11 protein-coding genes are annotated in these 14,217 nt (G+C 53.1%); all 11 read left to right on the forward strand.

The window, feature by feature from the left end; all coding sequences use genetic code 11:
* The 11 genes from NC796_RS02560 (at nt 1) to NC796_RS02610 (ending at nt 14,217) form a co-directional block, all read left to right on the forward strand.
* A complete protein-coding gene (locus NC796_RS02560) occupies nt 1–1,260 on the forward strand; it encodes a hypothetical protein (protein WP_310681832.1) in 1,260 nt (419 codons plus the stop codon).
* Between the two features lie 4 nt (nt 1,261–1,264).
* Nucleotides 1,265–8,524 carry a helicase-related protein gene (locus tag NC796_RS02565; RefSeq protein ID WP_310681834.1) on the forward strand — a complete coding sequence of 2,420 codons (7,260 nt, stop codon included), beginning with the start codon at nt 1,265–1,267 and terminating at the stop codon, nt 8,522–8,524.
* An 18-nt stretch (nt 8,525–8,542) separates the two neighbouring features.
* Nucleotides 8,543–9,064 carry a hypothetical protein gene (locus NC796_RS02570; RefSeq protein WP_310681835.1) on the forward strand — a complete coding sequence of 174 codons (522 nt, stop codon included), beginning with the start codon at nt 8,543–8,545 and terminating at the stop codon, nt 9,062–9,064.
* Nucleotides 9,065–9,172: 108 nt separating this feature from the next.
* A complete protein-coding gene (locus NC796_RS02575; RefSeq protein ID WP_310681838.1) occupies nt 9,173–9,793 on the forward strand; it encodes a hypothetical protein in 621 nt (206 codons plus the stop codon).
* A gap of 69 nt (nt 9,794–9,862) precedes the next feature.
* Nucleotides 9,863–10,642 carry a hypothetical protein gene (locus NC796_RS02580; protein WP_310681840.1) on the forward strand — a complete coding sequence of 260 codons (780 nt, stop codon included), beginning with the start codon at nt 9,863–9,865 and terminating at the stop codon, nt 10,640–10,642.
* 4 nt (nt 10,643–10,646) lie between these two features.
* The gene (locus NC796_RS02585) at nt 10,647–11,066 is read left to right on the forward strand and encodes a hypothetical protein (RefSeq protein ID WP_310681843.1); all 420 of its coding nucleotides are present in this window, start codon (nt 10,647–10,649) and stop codon (nt 11,064–11,066) included.
* A gap of 1 nt (nt 11,067) precedes the next feature.
* Nucleotides 11,068–11,628: a hypothetical protein gene (locus NC796_RS02590; RefSeq protein ID WP_310681846.1), complete on the forward strand. Its 561-nt coding sequence runs from the start codon at nt 11,068–11,070 to the stop codon at nt 11,626–11,628.
* Complete coding sequence (locus NC796_RS02595) at nt 11,625–13,037, forward strand: hypothetical protein (RefSeq protein WP_310681848.1); 1,413 nt, start codon at nt 11,625–11,627, stop codon at nt 13,035–13,037. Before NC796_RS02590 ends, NC796_RS02595 begins: the two co-directional genes overlap by 4 nt.
* Nucleotides 13,037–13,597: a transglycosylase SLT domain-containing protein gene (locus NC796_RS02600; protein ID WP_310681850.1), complete on the forward strand. Its 561-nt coding sequence runs from the start codon at nt 13,037–13,039 to the stop codon at nt 13,595–13,597. The genes NC796_RS02595 and NC796_RS02600 overlap by 1 nt, the downstream gene beginning before the upstream one ends.
* Nucleotides 13,594–13,989 (forward strand): hypothetical protein, encoded by a 396-nt coding sequence (locus NC796_RS02605; protein ID WP_310681851.1) that lies wholly within the window; start codon nt 13,594–13,596, stop codon nt 13,987–13,989. The genes NC796_RS02600 and NC796_RS02605 overlap by 4 nt, the downstream gene beginning before the upstream one ends.
* A gap of 27 nt (nt 13,990–14,016) precedes the next feature.
* Nucleotides 14,017–14,217 (forward strand): hypothetical protein, encoded by a 201-nt coding sequence (locus NC796_RS02610; RefSeq protein ID WP_310681852.1) that lies wholly within the window; start codon nt 14,017–14,019, stop codon nt 14,215–14,217.

A 14,217-nucleotide genomic window follows, 5' to 3' on the forward strand; every position in this document is an offset into this window, starting at 1 on the left:
ATGGAATCCATGACTGCCCAGCAGCTTGCAAAACTGAATATCAAAGGCATAACAATAGTCCAACCCTACGGGCGACTGCTCGGCGAACCCGAGAAGAATGCCGTTATTTTTATCTGGGGCGAAAAAGGCTCCGGAAAATCCACGATGAGCCTGGGACTGGCCGATGCCTTAGCCGAACATGGCCGTATCGAATATATCCCCGCCGAAGAGCATTTTGGGAAAACGCTAGTCGACCGCGTCAAGCGACTCGGAGCCACCCACCGGAACCTGAATTTTACCAAATGGAAATCAATTCAGGCCCTCAAAGAAATTCTGCTTAAAAACCGGTCCTTCGCCTGCATCTTGGATTCCATTTCAGTGATTGATGCCAACGCGAAGGAAACGGTCGAGCTAGCCCAATGGTGTCGCGAAAACGGGATCATGTTTGTCATGGTCTCCCATGCCACCAAGGACGGGCAGTACAAAGGCAACACCAGCATCGCCCATGAGTGTGACATCGAGATTAAAGTCACCAAAGAAGGCGGGGCTGAAACCGAAAAGAACCGCTACCGCGAACTTACCGCTATCGCCGTGCCCTTTTCAGCGGAAGACCGCGAGGTGGCACCGGCTAATCCTGCCACTAAAGAAAAAAGCGAATCGGACACCCGAGAAAATCCCGTAGATACTCCTTTTAAGATTACCCTCAAAGAGATCGACAAGCTCCACAAGATTCGATCCTGGAAACGCATCAACTCCATGTTTGGAAGCAAAATGCCATGTTACGCGCCCAAGCATTCCGGGGAATCTGAAAACGCCCACCTGTCTATCCGATACACAGCCGACTATCCCAAGAAGCGGTACATCATGGACTTACTGCTGGACGGCCATCTGGAATATCAAGCATGCACGGAAGGCAAAGGGGGCGGGCTAAAAGCGTGCTGGAAAAAGTTAGTCAACAAATATGGCGACCTGGAAATACGGATTTACAAACAAGACCACGCCAAAGTCGTGCTAGGCGCTAGAGAGTACAAACGCCAGGAACGCGCGCTTGGGAAAGAGGAGAAATCTACTGCGACCAACTCACCTACGCCAAAGACCAAGAAGAAACCAGCTACTAAACCCAAGCCAGCTTCTACTAAACAAGAAAAAACGTCGTCGAAAGAACAACCGACGACGAAGAATATTTCATCTAACGAAAAACCTCAGCAGCAGGTAGACATTGAAGCGGCCAAAGCAAGTCAGGCTAAGCTGGACGCCTTCCTAACCAACCTATTAGGCTAACCCCATGCGAGACAATCCGACTGTTACTCCTTTTGAAGAAATTACAACTGAGGACTACCCCGGCATTTTTGGCGATTTTGATGGGGACGGGATCCCCAATGCTGACGACCCCAACCCACAACTGGCTGGCGACATCGATACCGTCGAAGAGACCAAGCTTACCGACGAAATCAAACAGCTGATCGACTTACGAGGCGACTACCAGCAGGCTTTGGACGAGGTAACCAACAAACTCAAAGAGTCGCATCCGAAAGCCACCATAAAGGGCCGTGTAAAATCTCCGTACTCGGTCATCAACAAATTGCGTCGCAAGCGCATTAAAACCGATATCAAGCAGGCTAATGCAGATGAGCTCTATACCCAAGGCCTAACCGATATGGCGGGGTGCATGATCGTGCTATCTGGGCAAGAGGATCTGGACCAGGTGGTAAAACAAATTGCATCAGGAGCAATCGGAGAAGTATTTGAACATGAAGATAAATACGCCGAACCCGTTGGTGGCTACCGAGCGCACCATTTTATCGTGATGGCTGGCACCGCCGGTGATATTCCCGTCGAAATTCAGGTAAAAACCCAGCGGATGGCACAAATCGCAACTGCCGCCCACACCCCGTACAAAAATGGCAAGCTCAATACCCAGCGAATGAACCAGCTCACTGACCTGGCTTGGCAAGCTGATCAAGGTGATGAGCAGGCAGCCAGTAGTATCGACTCCCTCCTTGGAAATCCAGAAAAACTGACCAGCGAATTGACGACCCGTGAGAATCCTTCGAGCGACCTGCAACAGCTCCAGGAGTTATTCACTGAAACCGTAAAGAAACTGGCCCTGGCCTTTTCGCTTGATAAGTTTCCCACAGAGCATCGCGAGCAAGCCTTGGAACTGTTTCGGGGGCACGGGCAAGTCATCGGTGTCGATTTTAACCAGATTTTCTCGGCGGCCCAACAGGAAGCAAAAAAACCTGAAAAAGAAGACGATCAATCATACCAACCTTCCGGAGATCGGCCGGGAGAAGCGGGATTTGGAAGCCGTTTTTCCGGCATCAATCTGAAGAATTTTGAGCCTGTCAAACTATCGAAGTCCGAACGCCGGAAAGCCAACGAGGCGGCACTGGCCGTCTTGGAAAAAGAGGACCGCGCGATTACCGAATCGGACCTGGATCTACTCCGACAATACACCGGCGCCGGCGGGCTCGGATATGGCGAAGACGCAACCGGAACTGAGCGTGGCCTGCTCAACGAACATTACACCTCCTACCCGTTGGTGAAACTCATCTGGGATAAACTCGGAGCCATGGGCGTGGATGGTGGCAACATTTTAGAGCCAGGGGCAGGCGTCGGCAATTTTGCAGGCTTTCTTCCCAACCGTGATGCTTATCGCATGCTGATGGTTGAACGGTCTGCAGTAAGCTCCCGCATTGCGGGGCTGTTATACCCGAGCCAGCTGGTCCGGCACGAAAACTTTGCCCAGACCGAACTGTCGCTATATAATCTGACCGGCGCCATAGGCAATGTCCCCTTTGGCGATATCAAAATTCACACCCAGCGCGACCCGCTGGCTTCCCTAAATCCACGCATCCATGATTACTTTATCCTAAAATCCCTGGACGCCCTTCAGCCCGGCGGATTTTTAGCCGTGATTACTTCGGTCGGTACCATGGACAAGAAGGATCCGGCCATCCGACAGGCCATGGTCCAGCGGGCCCGATTTGTAGGTGCTTACCGGTTGCCCTCGACCGCATTCAAGGACAATGCCGATACGCTGGTCACGACGGATCTCATCCTGTTTCAGAAATATCCCGATGTTGACGGGGAAACCCATCCTGACGTAAGCAGTGGATTAAACCAGCTGTTTGCCTATGAGGAACTGGCTGTCAGTATCACTGAACATAACGGCGAATCCTACGGGGCCTATTATAACCCCTATTATCAGAAATATCCCCAACAGGTATTAGGTGAGCATATTCAAGGGCATGACATGCAATTCCTGACCCGCATGGGCGTAAAAGGTCAAGTTGATGAGGCTTTGACCGGTAAGGTTCTTGGAGATGGTCTTCGCTTCCCATACCCGCTTCCAGGGAAGATGCCGTTCTACCGGATCCCCGATGAGGGCGTGCGGCTGGAGACGACCCGCGACTACCACGCCGGAAATATTGTCTGGCACGGGAAGAAATTCTACGAAAAACAGCGCCACTATTTTAAACCCGTTGCTGTAGGAAGCGCCGACAAAGCAGGCGAAGGGTTACGTGCCAAGATCAGCTCAGCTTGCCAGATGCTGGACAAATACGATGATTTCGTCACGGCGCTGGCTCAAGACAGCAAGCAAAAAGAGCCGCTCCGCGGAGAGTTTAAAGAGTTACTCACGAGCCATATCGACGCCTACGGCATTCCCGATGAAGACGAGGATATCCGCGAGATATTCCGCTACGACAACCGGTTGTATAAGCTTACGACCTTTGCGAAGCGCGATCCTATTAGCGGCCAGCTCGTATATGCCGATATCATTGATGCGGACTCCCTATTTAACCGCAACTACGTACCGGCGGTTTCCGACTCCGATGACCTGGCCGAAATTGCCATGTACGGTCGCTCCATCAGCGAAGAGCTGTCGCTTGATTTCTACGGGTCCACCTACAAAGGCGGGACCGCCAGTCGTGCCGAGCTGCTAAAAGCCATTACCCGGCACCCGGATTTCTTCTATAGTCCTGAGTCCAACCGCTATGAGTTTCGTTATCAGTACCTGTCCGGCAATGTCCGGCGCAAGCTGGAGCTGGCCGAAGACAACCAGCTGGAGAAAAATATTGAGGCCTTGAAGGCCGTCCTCCCTGAGTGGATTGATGCCTACAGCATCACCGTAGATCCCCGCCACATTTTCACCTACTTGCCCACAAAAGTGCTTACCCAGTGGATAAAAGATGAGCTGGGCTACCGGGATGTACATATTGGGCTCGTCAAAGATAAAGCCGACCTCGGCAACCGGTTCTATATGAAGCTCCGCAAAGGCGGGCGATACATCAAAAATGGCGAGGAAACGGCCGACGACTGGAACCAAGGTTGGGGCGAGACGCCGTTTAGCAAGATTATTAATAACTATATTCAAGATTCCAGTTTCCCGCTCGTCTTCTACGATGAGGACGACAACGTGCTCCCGAATATGACGCTTAAACGAGCCGAGCAAACCGGCCAGCAAGCGCTTATCGAACGGGCCCGCGCCAAACAGCGCACCCATAACGACCAGATGCTCACGCGCGTGCCCCAAAAATTCAACCAGTGGGTCCGTACCAAAGCCTCTACGGAAATCCGCGAGCTCATCGAGCAGGCCTACAACCACGAGTACAATGCTCATATCAACCCGCAATTCGATGGGAGTACCCTTCGCGTGCGCGGCATGTCCGACACCTTCTACGGCGTCAAAGACTTTGCAGTATACAAACACAACCGCGCGGTCGCCGAGAAGCTGGTCTGGAACGGGCGCGGAGCCAACTGCCACGACGTGGGCGCTGGTAAGACGCTCTCGGCTATCATCACTTCCCAGATTCTCCTGCAACAGGGAGCCTGCAACAAGCCCATGTTTGTTGTGCCTGGCAAAGTACAGGAAAAGTGGGTTGAGGAATATGCCATGCTGTTCCCCGAAGCTAAAATCCTCAACATGAAAATGACGGGCTCCGAACGCCACAAGGAACTCACTATGGCCCAGCTTTACCACTGGGATGCGATCTTCATCGCTGACCACGCCTTCAAGAGCCTGCCATTGTCCCCGGCGGTCCAACAGCAAATGTATTCTGAGCGCGTGGAATACTTCGATCAAATGATTGATAGTTTCGACGAGCTCATCGAAGAAGATGATGCCCTCAGCTCCACGGCCAAAAAGTCGATGGTCACGCGCCTAGAGAAGATGAAAGAAGAGTGGGAAGCCAAGCTGCGCAACGTAGCCAGTGCCAAACGCCTGGATACCGATATCTTTTTTGACGAGCTCGGCGTGGACGCCCTCTTCTTTGACGAAGCACACTTCTACAAAAATGCACTGGGCAGCGCCAAAGCCGCTAAACTGGGCATCGCCGTAAACAAACCCTCTCAGAGAGCCGAAGACGCCCTCCAAAAAACGAAGTGGCTGTTTTCAAAAGTAGGTTTTAAAAATGTCTTTGTACTGACCGCTACCCCGGTCGTCAATTCTCCGGTAGAGGTATGGCACATGCTCAACCTCTGTGCTCCGGACCTGCTCGAAAAATACCAGATTGCCAACCTCGATAACTTCATCAACCAGTTTGTCCGCGAGGAAGAAAAAATCGTCAAAAAGACCAACGGGGAGTACCGGACCGAGCGCGTAGTGGCCGGTTATTACAACCTGCCTGAAATGAGGGCCATCATTGATGAAGTCATGGACATCAAAAGCTATGACCAGCTAGTGGGATTCTACGAGAAGTTTCCGGACTACCTCCGGGATAAATCAGGCGAAATTGTAACCGACAAAGATGGTGATCCCCAAGCGCTAAAGCCGAGATTTAAGCGCCCCGAATCCGAGACTAAACAGCAGGTTATTGAACCCAGCGAAATCCACAAATTGTTATTCGACGATATTATCCTCCGGGCGGACAACATCCTGGACTGCATGCGCCAGCGCGGATGTCAGACCAAAGACAATTTCCTGGTGATTACCGGTGATGGCAGCAAGATTGCGACCGACCTGCGCGTCTATGACAGTAGTTTCGCGGGTGTAGATGGGAGGTTCCTGAAGCTCGGAGCCCTGGTCGATAACGTTGCGGTAAGTTACGCCTACCGCGAAAATCCTGCTCCAAGCAGGGTACCTGAAAGTATTTATGGCGATTACTTTTCAAAAGTATCCCCCGTAAGAGAAAACCCGAACCCATACCATGGCCAGTCCCGCCCCAAACTTATTAAGGAGCTCAAATCCCTGGGATACTTCGAGGAAGTAGCCCGTGAAATAGAAGCCACCGAAGGCGACCTCCACGCGGTACCGGTAGGCAAGCAGTTCCTATTGAATAAAATCGAGAAGCAGCGCGAAAAGCTCTCGGGTGGCAGTGACCAACTGGAAGAAACCTTCGACCGAGCGGTGTTGATTGTCGAGGCTCTGTATGGGGACCGCGAAAACCCGACTGCCCGAACCTTCCGCAATCAAATCATCTTCTGCGACTGGATCTCGGTAGAAGGACAAAAAGGCGGCAGTTATCACCAGCTGATTAAGGAGGAATTAGTAAAAAAAGGTATTCCGGCCATCGAAATCGCCATTATTAACGGCTCGATTATTGGTACAGATTCTAAAGGAGAAGACTATTTTGTCTCTTCCTCTGATGACAAAGAAGCCCTTAAAAAACAGGTGCAGGACGATTTTAACCTCGGCAAATACCGCGTGCTTATTGGCAATCAATCCATTGCCGAAGGGATGAACCTGCAAAAATGGACCACCGATCTACATCATATGGACGTGCCCTACACGCCCTCGCAAATTCAGCAGCGCAACGGGCGCGGGCTCCGGCAGGGCAACCAGCACGGAAAGGTCAATATTCATTTCTACCTGATGAAAGACTCTTTCGATCAGTACCGCCTGGAGCTGGTCAGCAAGAAACAAAGCTGGATTGATGAGCTTTTCTTTGGCGACGGCCGGGAAACCTCGGCCGACTCGGACGGAGAGTCCCTGGAATACGAGCAGATGGTGGCCGCCACCAATTCCGATCCCCGAGTCAAAGAATTCTTCCAATCCAAAGCCCAAACCAAGGTGCTGAAGGCTCGCATTGATTCATTACTTAGCGAGACCCAGCGACTGGAGTCCTCCCTGGCGCAAGCAAGCGGGGACGTAACCAAACGCTCCGAGCGTATGGAGTCCGCTATTGCCCGAGAGCAATCCCTTATTGATTCGGAGCTGCCGGCATCGGCCCAACAGGCCCTCGGCGAAGGATACATCCGCATCGGCTGGCTGGATTACAGCGGAGAGGTTGGGACCATCGAAAACAACCTCTCCTCCGAAGGTAAGCGCATCCCCCGATTCCGCCACGAGCTTACCTTGGAAGTGCCGAAAAATAATGCGAACGGACGGGTGCTGTTTAACCTTATCCCTGACCCGAACGCTCCGAGCAGTAGTTTCTACAACAAGATTAAGTGGAGCTCAATTAAACAGATGGCGGGTGACCAGCTGAACGGGCAATTTGGCTGGAGCATGAATGAGTCGGTTCAATCGGGCCGTAGCTTGGCGGGCAACAAAGGCAATATCATCGCCGATGAATCTGACTTTTACCATCACTACGGAATTGATATTGAGGAAGAAAAAGCCAAAACTAGCCCGGACGGCAGCGAAGTAACCTACGATCAGATCAAGCAACAGCTCGGCATGTACAGCACCGAGCGTTGGCTGCCGATCATCCGAAGCAAACTGGCCGAACTCTTCCTGGCCTTGGAACAAGGGTGGCAACAATCAGCAGATGCCCGTATTCAGCAGATTACCTCCGAGCTGAAACGCTCGGAGAAAACCTTGCGGGAACTGGAGGCTACCCACCAGCAAACCCAAAAAGAATTGGAGCAGGCTCAATTGGACCTCTCCTCCAACCAAAACACCGTAACCAAACTGCAAGATGTGGTCAACGAGCTGGTCAAGACCAAATTTTCCGACCGCTCGGAGCTCTACCAGGAACTCAACCGCATTGCGCCCACCTATGGGGTAAAAGGAACCGTTCGCGTCCGTGAGGTCGGTATTTATCGCGACCAACCGGCGGGGGATGATATTCGTCCCAACCGTTCTACCGGCCCAAAGAAAAAGCAACCCTTGGACAAACTCCCATCGCCGTTAAAAACATTGTACGGCCAGCCATTGGTCTACGCTGGCACCGTCGGTGAACTAGAATTCATCGACGCTAAGGGATTTATGCAGCGCATCGACTCGGAGGATGAGGATCTGGCGATGATTATCGACGCCGAAGGCACAACGCTGTTTGCCTTTCCGACCACCTGCATGAAACTGATCAAAGGGGCCTACGCCAGCGGCGAGGCCGAACAAATGTATGAGGAGTTCCACCATTTCCCGGCCGACGGCTACGACTACGAGCTGTTTCCACCGGTCGGCACCGAGCTGGTTACCATCGGTCACGCCGAACGCATCATGTACAGTAGCGACAAAGTGATCTACTCCGGCGACCAGAAAGGAGACGACCATCACTATTACCACTATTTCGACGACGGGAAGCGTCCTGTATTCTCCTATGGGGACGTGTATATCGTCACCAACCTGAATATTGACGGCCGAGGCATCCTTAATTAACCCTTACCGAACCGACTTATGACCCAACGAATATTTGCAAAAAATCCAACTCACTTGGATGTAATCGAAAACCCAACAACCCCAAAACCTGCAACTATGGCAAAACAACTAACAACCGAAAAAGCTGTCAGCGAATTTAAGCAGCAGCTTATCACTGCCGGATATATTGTGGGCGGCCAGGCAATTGGTGCGCAGCTTAACGGGCTGGCCGTACCCGCTATCCTTGGCGGAAGCTCGGCTACCGTCCAGCAAGCGGCCCGCGTTGGCCTCCCGCTCACCCTCGGCATGGCCTTTACCATGTTCACCAAAAACAAACACCTTCGCGGTCTGGCCATGGGGCTCGGCGTGCAAGGCGTAATGGAACTGATCAAGTTCGTCATGCCCGACTGGACCCCCTCCCAGGGCCTGATGGAAGGCAGCGAGTACCTGTGGAATGAGCAGAACCTATCCCCTGAGCCAGCGCCACCGGTCCAGTTACCAAAAGAAACCGGCCACGTCTCTCAAATCGAAACCCTGTTTGAAGATACCGTGGAGGTGTAACTGGCATACCATTCTTCTCATAGCTCTTACTGGCCAAGGGACTGCCTGCGGGAACAAGCAGTAGGCCACAACGGCCCCACCTACAACCCTTTTAACAAATAACAAGCTATGAGCAACCAAATTTCTAAAAAAGCTATTGTCCCCGCCAGCGCGCGCATCAAAACTTATTTTGATACCCAGCAAGTCACCCAAAACGGCGCTGTCGTCAACTTCTTTCCGGCAAACTCGACCCGTAAAATCACCCGTAATAACTACGTCGGTAATCCCTTTCCGGGTGAGTTAAAAAGACGTGTCTTAGCTCTCTCTTTCGAGGTGACCAAACAGTTCATCGAGGACGATGAGGCCAACGGCATCGATGCCCGCGGGATCGTCAACTCCCTGAAAGATGCCGGTGTCATTTTGCAGGCCGATAATGACAACAAAGAGTTCCTGCGGGTGCCGATCTCCAAGCATTCCAACTTTTCGGGAACCGGCATGCATATGGTCGCCGGTACGGCCAATACCGTAGATGCCCCGGTGGTCTTCAAGCGCATTGCCTCCCTGAAATCAGCGGACGAGTACCGCCTGGCCGACCCCTTTGATCTGGCGGTCAATCAGACCCTGTCCCTGTCGGTCCACTTTGAGGATGCCTCGGTGTTCCCGAGTGACGAAAATTGGACGACCTCAGGCCAGGGCCTACTGTACCTGCGAGCCAGCATCGTCGTGGCTGAAATGAAGCCCGAAAAATAATCCCTAGATCCGGCAGCGGCCATCGGGCCGTTGCCGGCTTTTTATTGACCTAACTCCTAGCTGACCAATATGAAAATTGTAACCAATTTTATTCCACCTACCGAGTCTACGCCCTTTAATCCGGCCAAAGCCATTGAAATCCCAGCTGGCGGCACCGGCCATATCATGATGAATGGCATGGGCGGGGAAAGTTTCGGCGTCCGAAAAGTATTGCCCTATGCCGCTGACATGAACAAGGTATTTGTTTCGGCTCGACTTAATGAAGACTTGTATCTGTTTCGCGACCTCCAATTATCGGTTGTTCATCAGCTGTTCCGCCGTATTGATGGTCTGTTAGCCCCGTTCATCATTCAAAAAAGTAACAGCCTGGTCTTCGAGCTGACCAACACCCACAACGCGGCCCAGACGGTGAACATCCAGCTGGTTGGCTACGATCATTATAGCCTGACCAAACTGATAAACATCTACTCTGAAATTGGCAGTCCGATGCCACAGCCCCGTTTCCTCTACGGACAAGCCACGCTGGCGGCTGGAGCGGTCAATATCGATATGGGCGTCAAAACCAAAAGCATTGACGTGGAGGCCCGGCGGGTGGCCATGAGCAGTGACCGACCCGGTGATATTACCGCCAGCCTGAAAGTCTATAATACGACCATCCGCAACGAAGTGTATCTGGAGCAGATTAACGATGAGTTCGGCCAGTTCTATGCCAACGTCCCCTTTATCATTGGCTCCAACATGCCGTTTCAGGTGTATGCGTCCAACAAAGGCCCCTCTCAGGCCAACGTAAGTTTTCTGTGTGAAGCCTACGTGGTTCAGCAGTCTGAACCGAATCCACTGGAGGTGTAACGTTATGTGGAATAGCCTCATTCAGGCCCTCTGCGAGCTCACCCAGAAAATGGACGCCCTGCTGTTAGAACTCCGAGGTAGTACTACCTCGATGGCTTCGCAACAAGGCAGACGGATTGGAACATCGATTTCACCGGTCTTGAAACAAGCTGCCGACCCCGTAAAGCTGGTTAACCCAAATCCCATGCGCCTTGGCGTCATCATCCAAAATAGCAGCGACGGGGAATTCATGATCGCCCTGGACGAGAATCGCATCGACGAGCGCTATTACACCTTCCGGCTGAAGCCGGGCGAAACCCTGCACATGGACGAGCGCCACTTCAAGGAACTCTACAAGGGCGGCATGATGGGGCTCTGGGATGAGGCTACAGGTGCCGGAGAAACCTCAAAAGCCCTCGTAACCGAACTCTTCTGGAGTAGGTAGCATGAGCGAGATCACCGGTAAACAATTTCGTGAGGCTTTTAAAATGCGCGTCGTAAGTGGCATGCTGGTGGGCGGATCCATTCAGATTAGCTGGGCCACCGGGGAGAAGTCCTCGAGCCAGCTGGATTGGGGCTATGACCCCTCGGTGCCGTTTACCACCCCGGAATACCACAGGGAGCCTCCGGATATGGTGCGCTATCACACCCTGCCATTTCCAAAGACGCTGACCGACACCGAGCATTTTTTCCGGGTGCGATCGCGAACCGCTTCCGGCAGGACCGGGGAGAGCCCCGTCTATTCGGTGATTGTCCCCGAAAAACTGCGAACCCTGCTGGCCGGGAAGATGCTTGCCCCGTTTGCGTGGCTGAACGTCACGCCCGCAGGGGAAAAGCAGGAAGGCACAAGCAATTACCGGGCGCAACTGCTCTCAGTCAGCACCGAGCCCGAATGGGTCGGGAGCCCCGCGCTGGCCCTTCAGCTCGGCCCGGCCGCAGCCCCGGATCAAACCAGACCTATCGAATCAAAAAATATATCCACCGCTAATACCATCACCATTACATGAGAACTATTGCCAGCGAATTATCTATTGGAAAAACAGGAAAAGGCCTCGATATGTATTGCAGCGTGGGGCTTTCCGGGCAGACCCTGTACCGCATGAAATGCGAAAGCCTGGTCGGCCATTTTGTCCAGTCTCTCTATCATCAGATGTCCGGGCGCTATGATCTTCCCCGTTATGATTTTAATTATGGGTACCAGCCCACCGCCATTACCAGCGTAACCTATGTGGGCAGCGACGAGAACATACGGGTAGGATTAAATGGAGGGCCTAATATTTGGAGCTCCGATGCTTCCGTCATCCTGCTGCTTGGCCTCGAGGGGATACCGGAACTCAATGGAATCTGGCACCAGGGTGAGGACCCCAGGAATCCCGAAGGGTTAACTGTTATTCGCCGGGACTACGAGTATTTTGATATCATCGGGGCCGGCACGCTGTATCCGGGCAGAACCACCGGCACCGGGTGGGTCTGTGACGGGATCTACAGCCCGCAAACCTTCAACCAACACGCCCCCGGCCGGTATTGGAATCCGGTCATCGGCGATAGCACCGACCCGGTGAAGGCCTCTGATTTGGTCCTGAAAGGGGCCCTGAAGGCGGGGTTTTTTCTGGGCGGGACCACGATTGCTCCCCTGATCACCGACCAGCAAAGCTCCAAGTTCAACCTGTCCCGAAGCTTTACCAACCAGCGGGGATCCTCGGTTGAGGTCACCGAAATCGGTATTGAAACAGGGTTTGACGGACATGAAAAATACACGCTGATGGCCCGTGACCTACTCGGCGCTCCCCTGACGCTGGCCGACGGGAAGACGCTGACCCTGGACTATGAGGTGCGTACCGACATCGAGAATTTCTCCCAGGACACTCTTGCCAACGGAACCAACGGCGGGTTTGTCGAAAAGTTTCTTTCCTATGTTCGGGCCAATGCCGCCCATGACAGTAACGGGTGGTATGAGCAGTACTACCGGCTGTTGGTGTCCTTCGGAGGGGGATGGTGCAAGGCAGGGGAGCATGATGAGTCCTCCTTTGGGTGGGAATACGGCATTCGCCTGGGCAGCTCCAATAAGTTCGTTTCCATGACCGACAACAGTCTGGCCCCGGCCGACGACACCGACAATGGGTACTCCCAGGGGGATACCGATGGCACGCTGTTTTACCATGGCACCAGTATCGGGGAACTGGCCATTGATGACCTGGCGAACCAGGCCTGGTTTCCTATTGAACGGATTGTGGAAAACCGGGGAAGCGTGGCGCTGCCCGTCCGGGAGATTGGGCTTTTTGCCAATGGCGCCAAAAGTATGGTCAATCCGAGCCCGGTCCTTATCGCCCGAACGGCCTTGGATGCGGGCGAGGAGTTTACCATTCAACCCGGGGAGATGATCAAGATCATCTACAGCGTAAAAGCGGTGATCTGATGAGTAGCCCGCTCTCGATATCGGTGGAGTTAACCTACGTGCGCCTCCGGGGGCTGATGGGATATTTCCAGGCAACCTCTAAAAAGTACGGCCTGCCGCTCGCACTGCTGTTGGCGGTGGCCTCCCGCGAGAGCCGGATGGGGCTTGCCCTTTCGGCCGATGGCACCGGCGACCGGGGTCATGGGATCGGGGTTATGCAGATCGACAAGCGCTACCATCCCGGCTTTACCCGGGCCCATGACCCGTTCGACCACCAGGCCAACATTGACTACGGTGGTCGCTACCTGGGGGTGCTCTTGCGTGACTTTGGCGGAGATATCCTCCAAGCAGTTGCAGCCTATAACGCGGGACCAGCCAATGTCCGAAAGGCAGTCCACACTGGCCTCCCGCCGGATGTGGTTACCACCGGCGGGGACTACGCTAGTGATATCCAAAAGCGAGCGAACCTGATACGTAGATGGCTCGGAATGCCTGCAGCCGCCTCCCAAGCCGTTTACCTGGTTCCCGCAGGTCTCCTTCTCCTGTTAACCTATAACTACCTAACCACCCGTCCCCGATGAACACCTTTTCTCACTACGTTAGTGATACTCCCAACACCCACCAAGGGTTAGGTCGTATTCCATTGCGACTGATGCCGGCCGAACCCACCAAACGAAGAAGGGTAGAGCAAGAGCTTAAGATCACTAATAGATCCCGCCTGCTCCCTACAAACAAAGCCACTCCGGTGGTAAAAACTCCGAAGAAGTTGGCCAAGCCGCAACCCAAACCCAAAGCTACCCTGAAAAGTAAACCCCGAAAGCCAACCAAACCGAAAGGGGACAATGCAACAGGGCACCTGCCAACCCTTAAAGGAACCTTTTCCGTTGGCGGCCTGGAAGTAAAGAAAACACATGCGGCTGTAGCTGGAGGCGGAATTATAGGAAGCCTGCTACTTTGGAAAATATTTTTTTAACAACACTAACAAGAAAAGATAAGTAACATGGAAACCTCATATACACACCAAGAGTCCTGTGGATGCGGTTGCACCGGGGGACTGGGAGAAGCTAAAGCCCCCCAGACTCAAAAAGACCTCATCAGCGAGGCCAAGAAATACATCAATGGGGAGATCCCGACCAGCTATAAGATTGCAGGCGGAATCGCCCTCATTCTCCTTCTCACCATAGCCACCAGAGGAAACTGA

Source organism: Aliifodinibius sp. S!AR15-10 (assembly GCF_031569985.1).
GTDB lineage: Bacteria > Bacteroidota > Rhodothermia > Balneolales > Balneolaceae > JAMQKA01.

Excerpts from the sequence above, each read along its gene's own strand:
- NC796_RS02560 (WP_310681832.1), top strand. The coding sequence starts at position 1 with ATGGAATCCATGACTGCCCAGCAGCTTGCAAAACTGAATATCAAAGGC.
- NC796_RS02565 (WP_310681834.1), top strand. The coding sequence starts at position 1,265 with ATGCGAGACAATCCGACTGTTACTCCTTTTGAAGAAATTACAACTGAG.
- NC796_RS02570 (WP_310681835.1), top strand. The coding sequence starts at position 8,543 with ATGACCCAACGAATATTTGCAAAAAATCCAACTCACTTGGATGTAATC.
- NC796_RS02575 (WP_310681838.1), top strand. The coding sequence starts at position 9,173 with ATGAGCAACCAAATTTCTAAAAAAGCTATTGTCCCCGCCAGCGCGCGC.
- NC796_RS02580 (WP_310681840.1), top strand. The coding sequence starts at position 9,863 with ATGAAAATTGTAACCAATTTTATTCCACCTACCGAGTCTACGCCCTTT.
- NC796_RS02585 (WP_310681843.1), top strand. The coding sequence starts at position 10,647 with ATGTGGAATAGCCTCATTCAGGCCCTCTGCGAGCTCACCCAGAAAATG.
- NC796_RS02590 (WP_310681846.1), top strand. The coding sequence starts at position 11,068 with ATGAGCGAGATCACCGGTAAACAATTTCGTGAGGCTTTTAAAATGCGC.
- NC796_RS02595 (WP_310681848.1), top strand. The coding sequence starts at position 11,625 with ATGAGAACTATTGCCAGCGAATTATCTATTGGAAAAACAGGAAAAGGC.
- NC796_RS02600 (WP_310681850.1), top strand. The coding sequence starts at position 13,037 with ATGAGTAGCCCGCTCTCGATATCGGTGGAGTTAACCTACGTGCGCCTC.
- NC796_RS02605 (WP_310681851.1), top strand. The coding sequence starts at position 13,594 with ATGAACACCTTTTCTCACTACGTTAGTGATACTCCCAACACCCACCAA.
- NC796_RS02610 (WP_310681852.1), top strand. The coding sequence starts at position 14,017 with ATGGAAACCTCATATACACACCAAGAGTCCTGTGGATGCGGTTGCACC.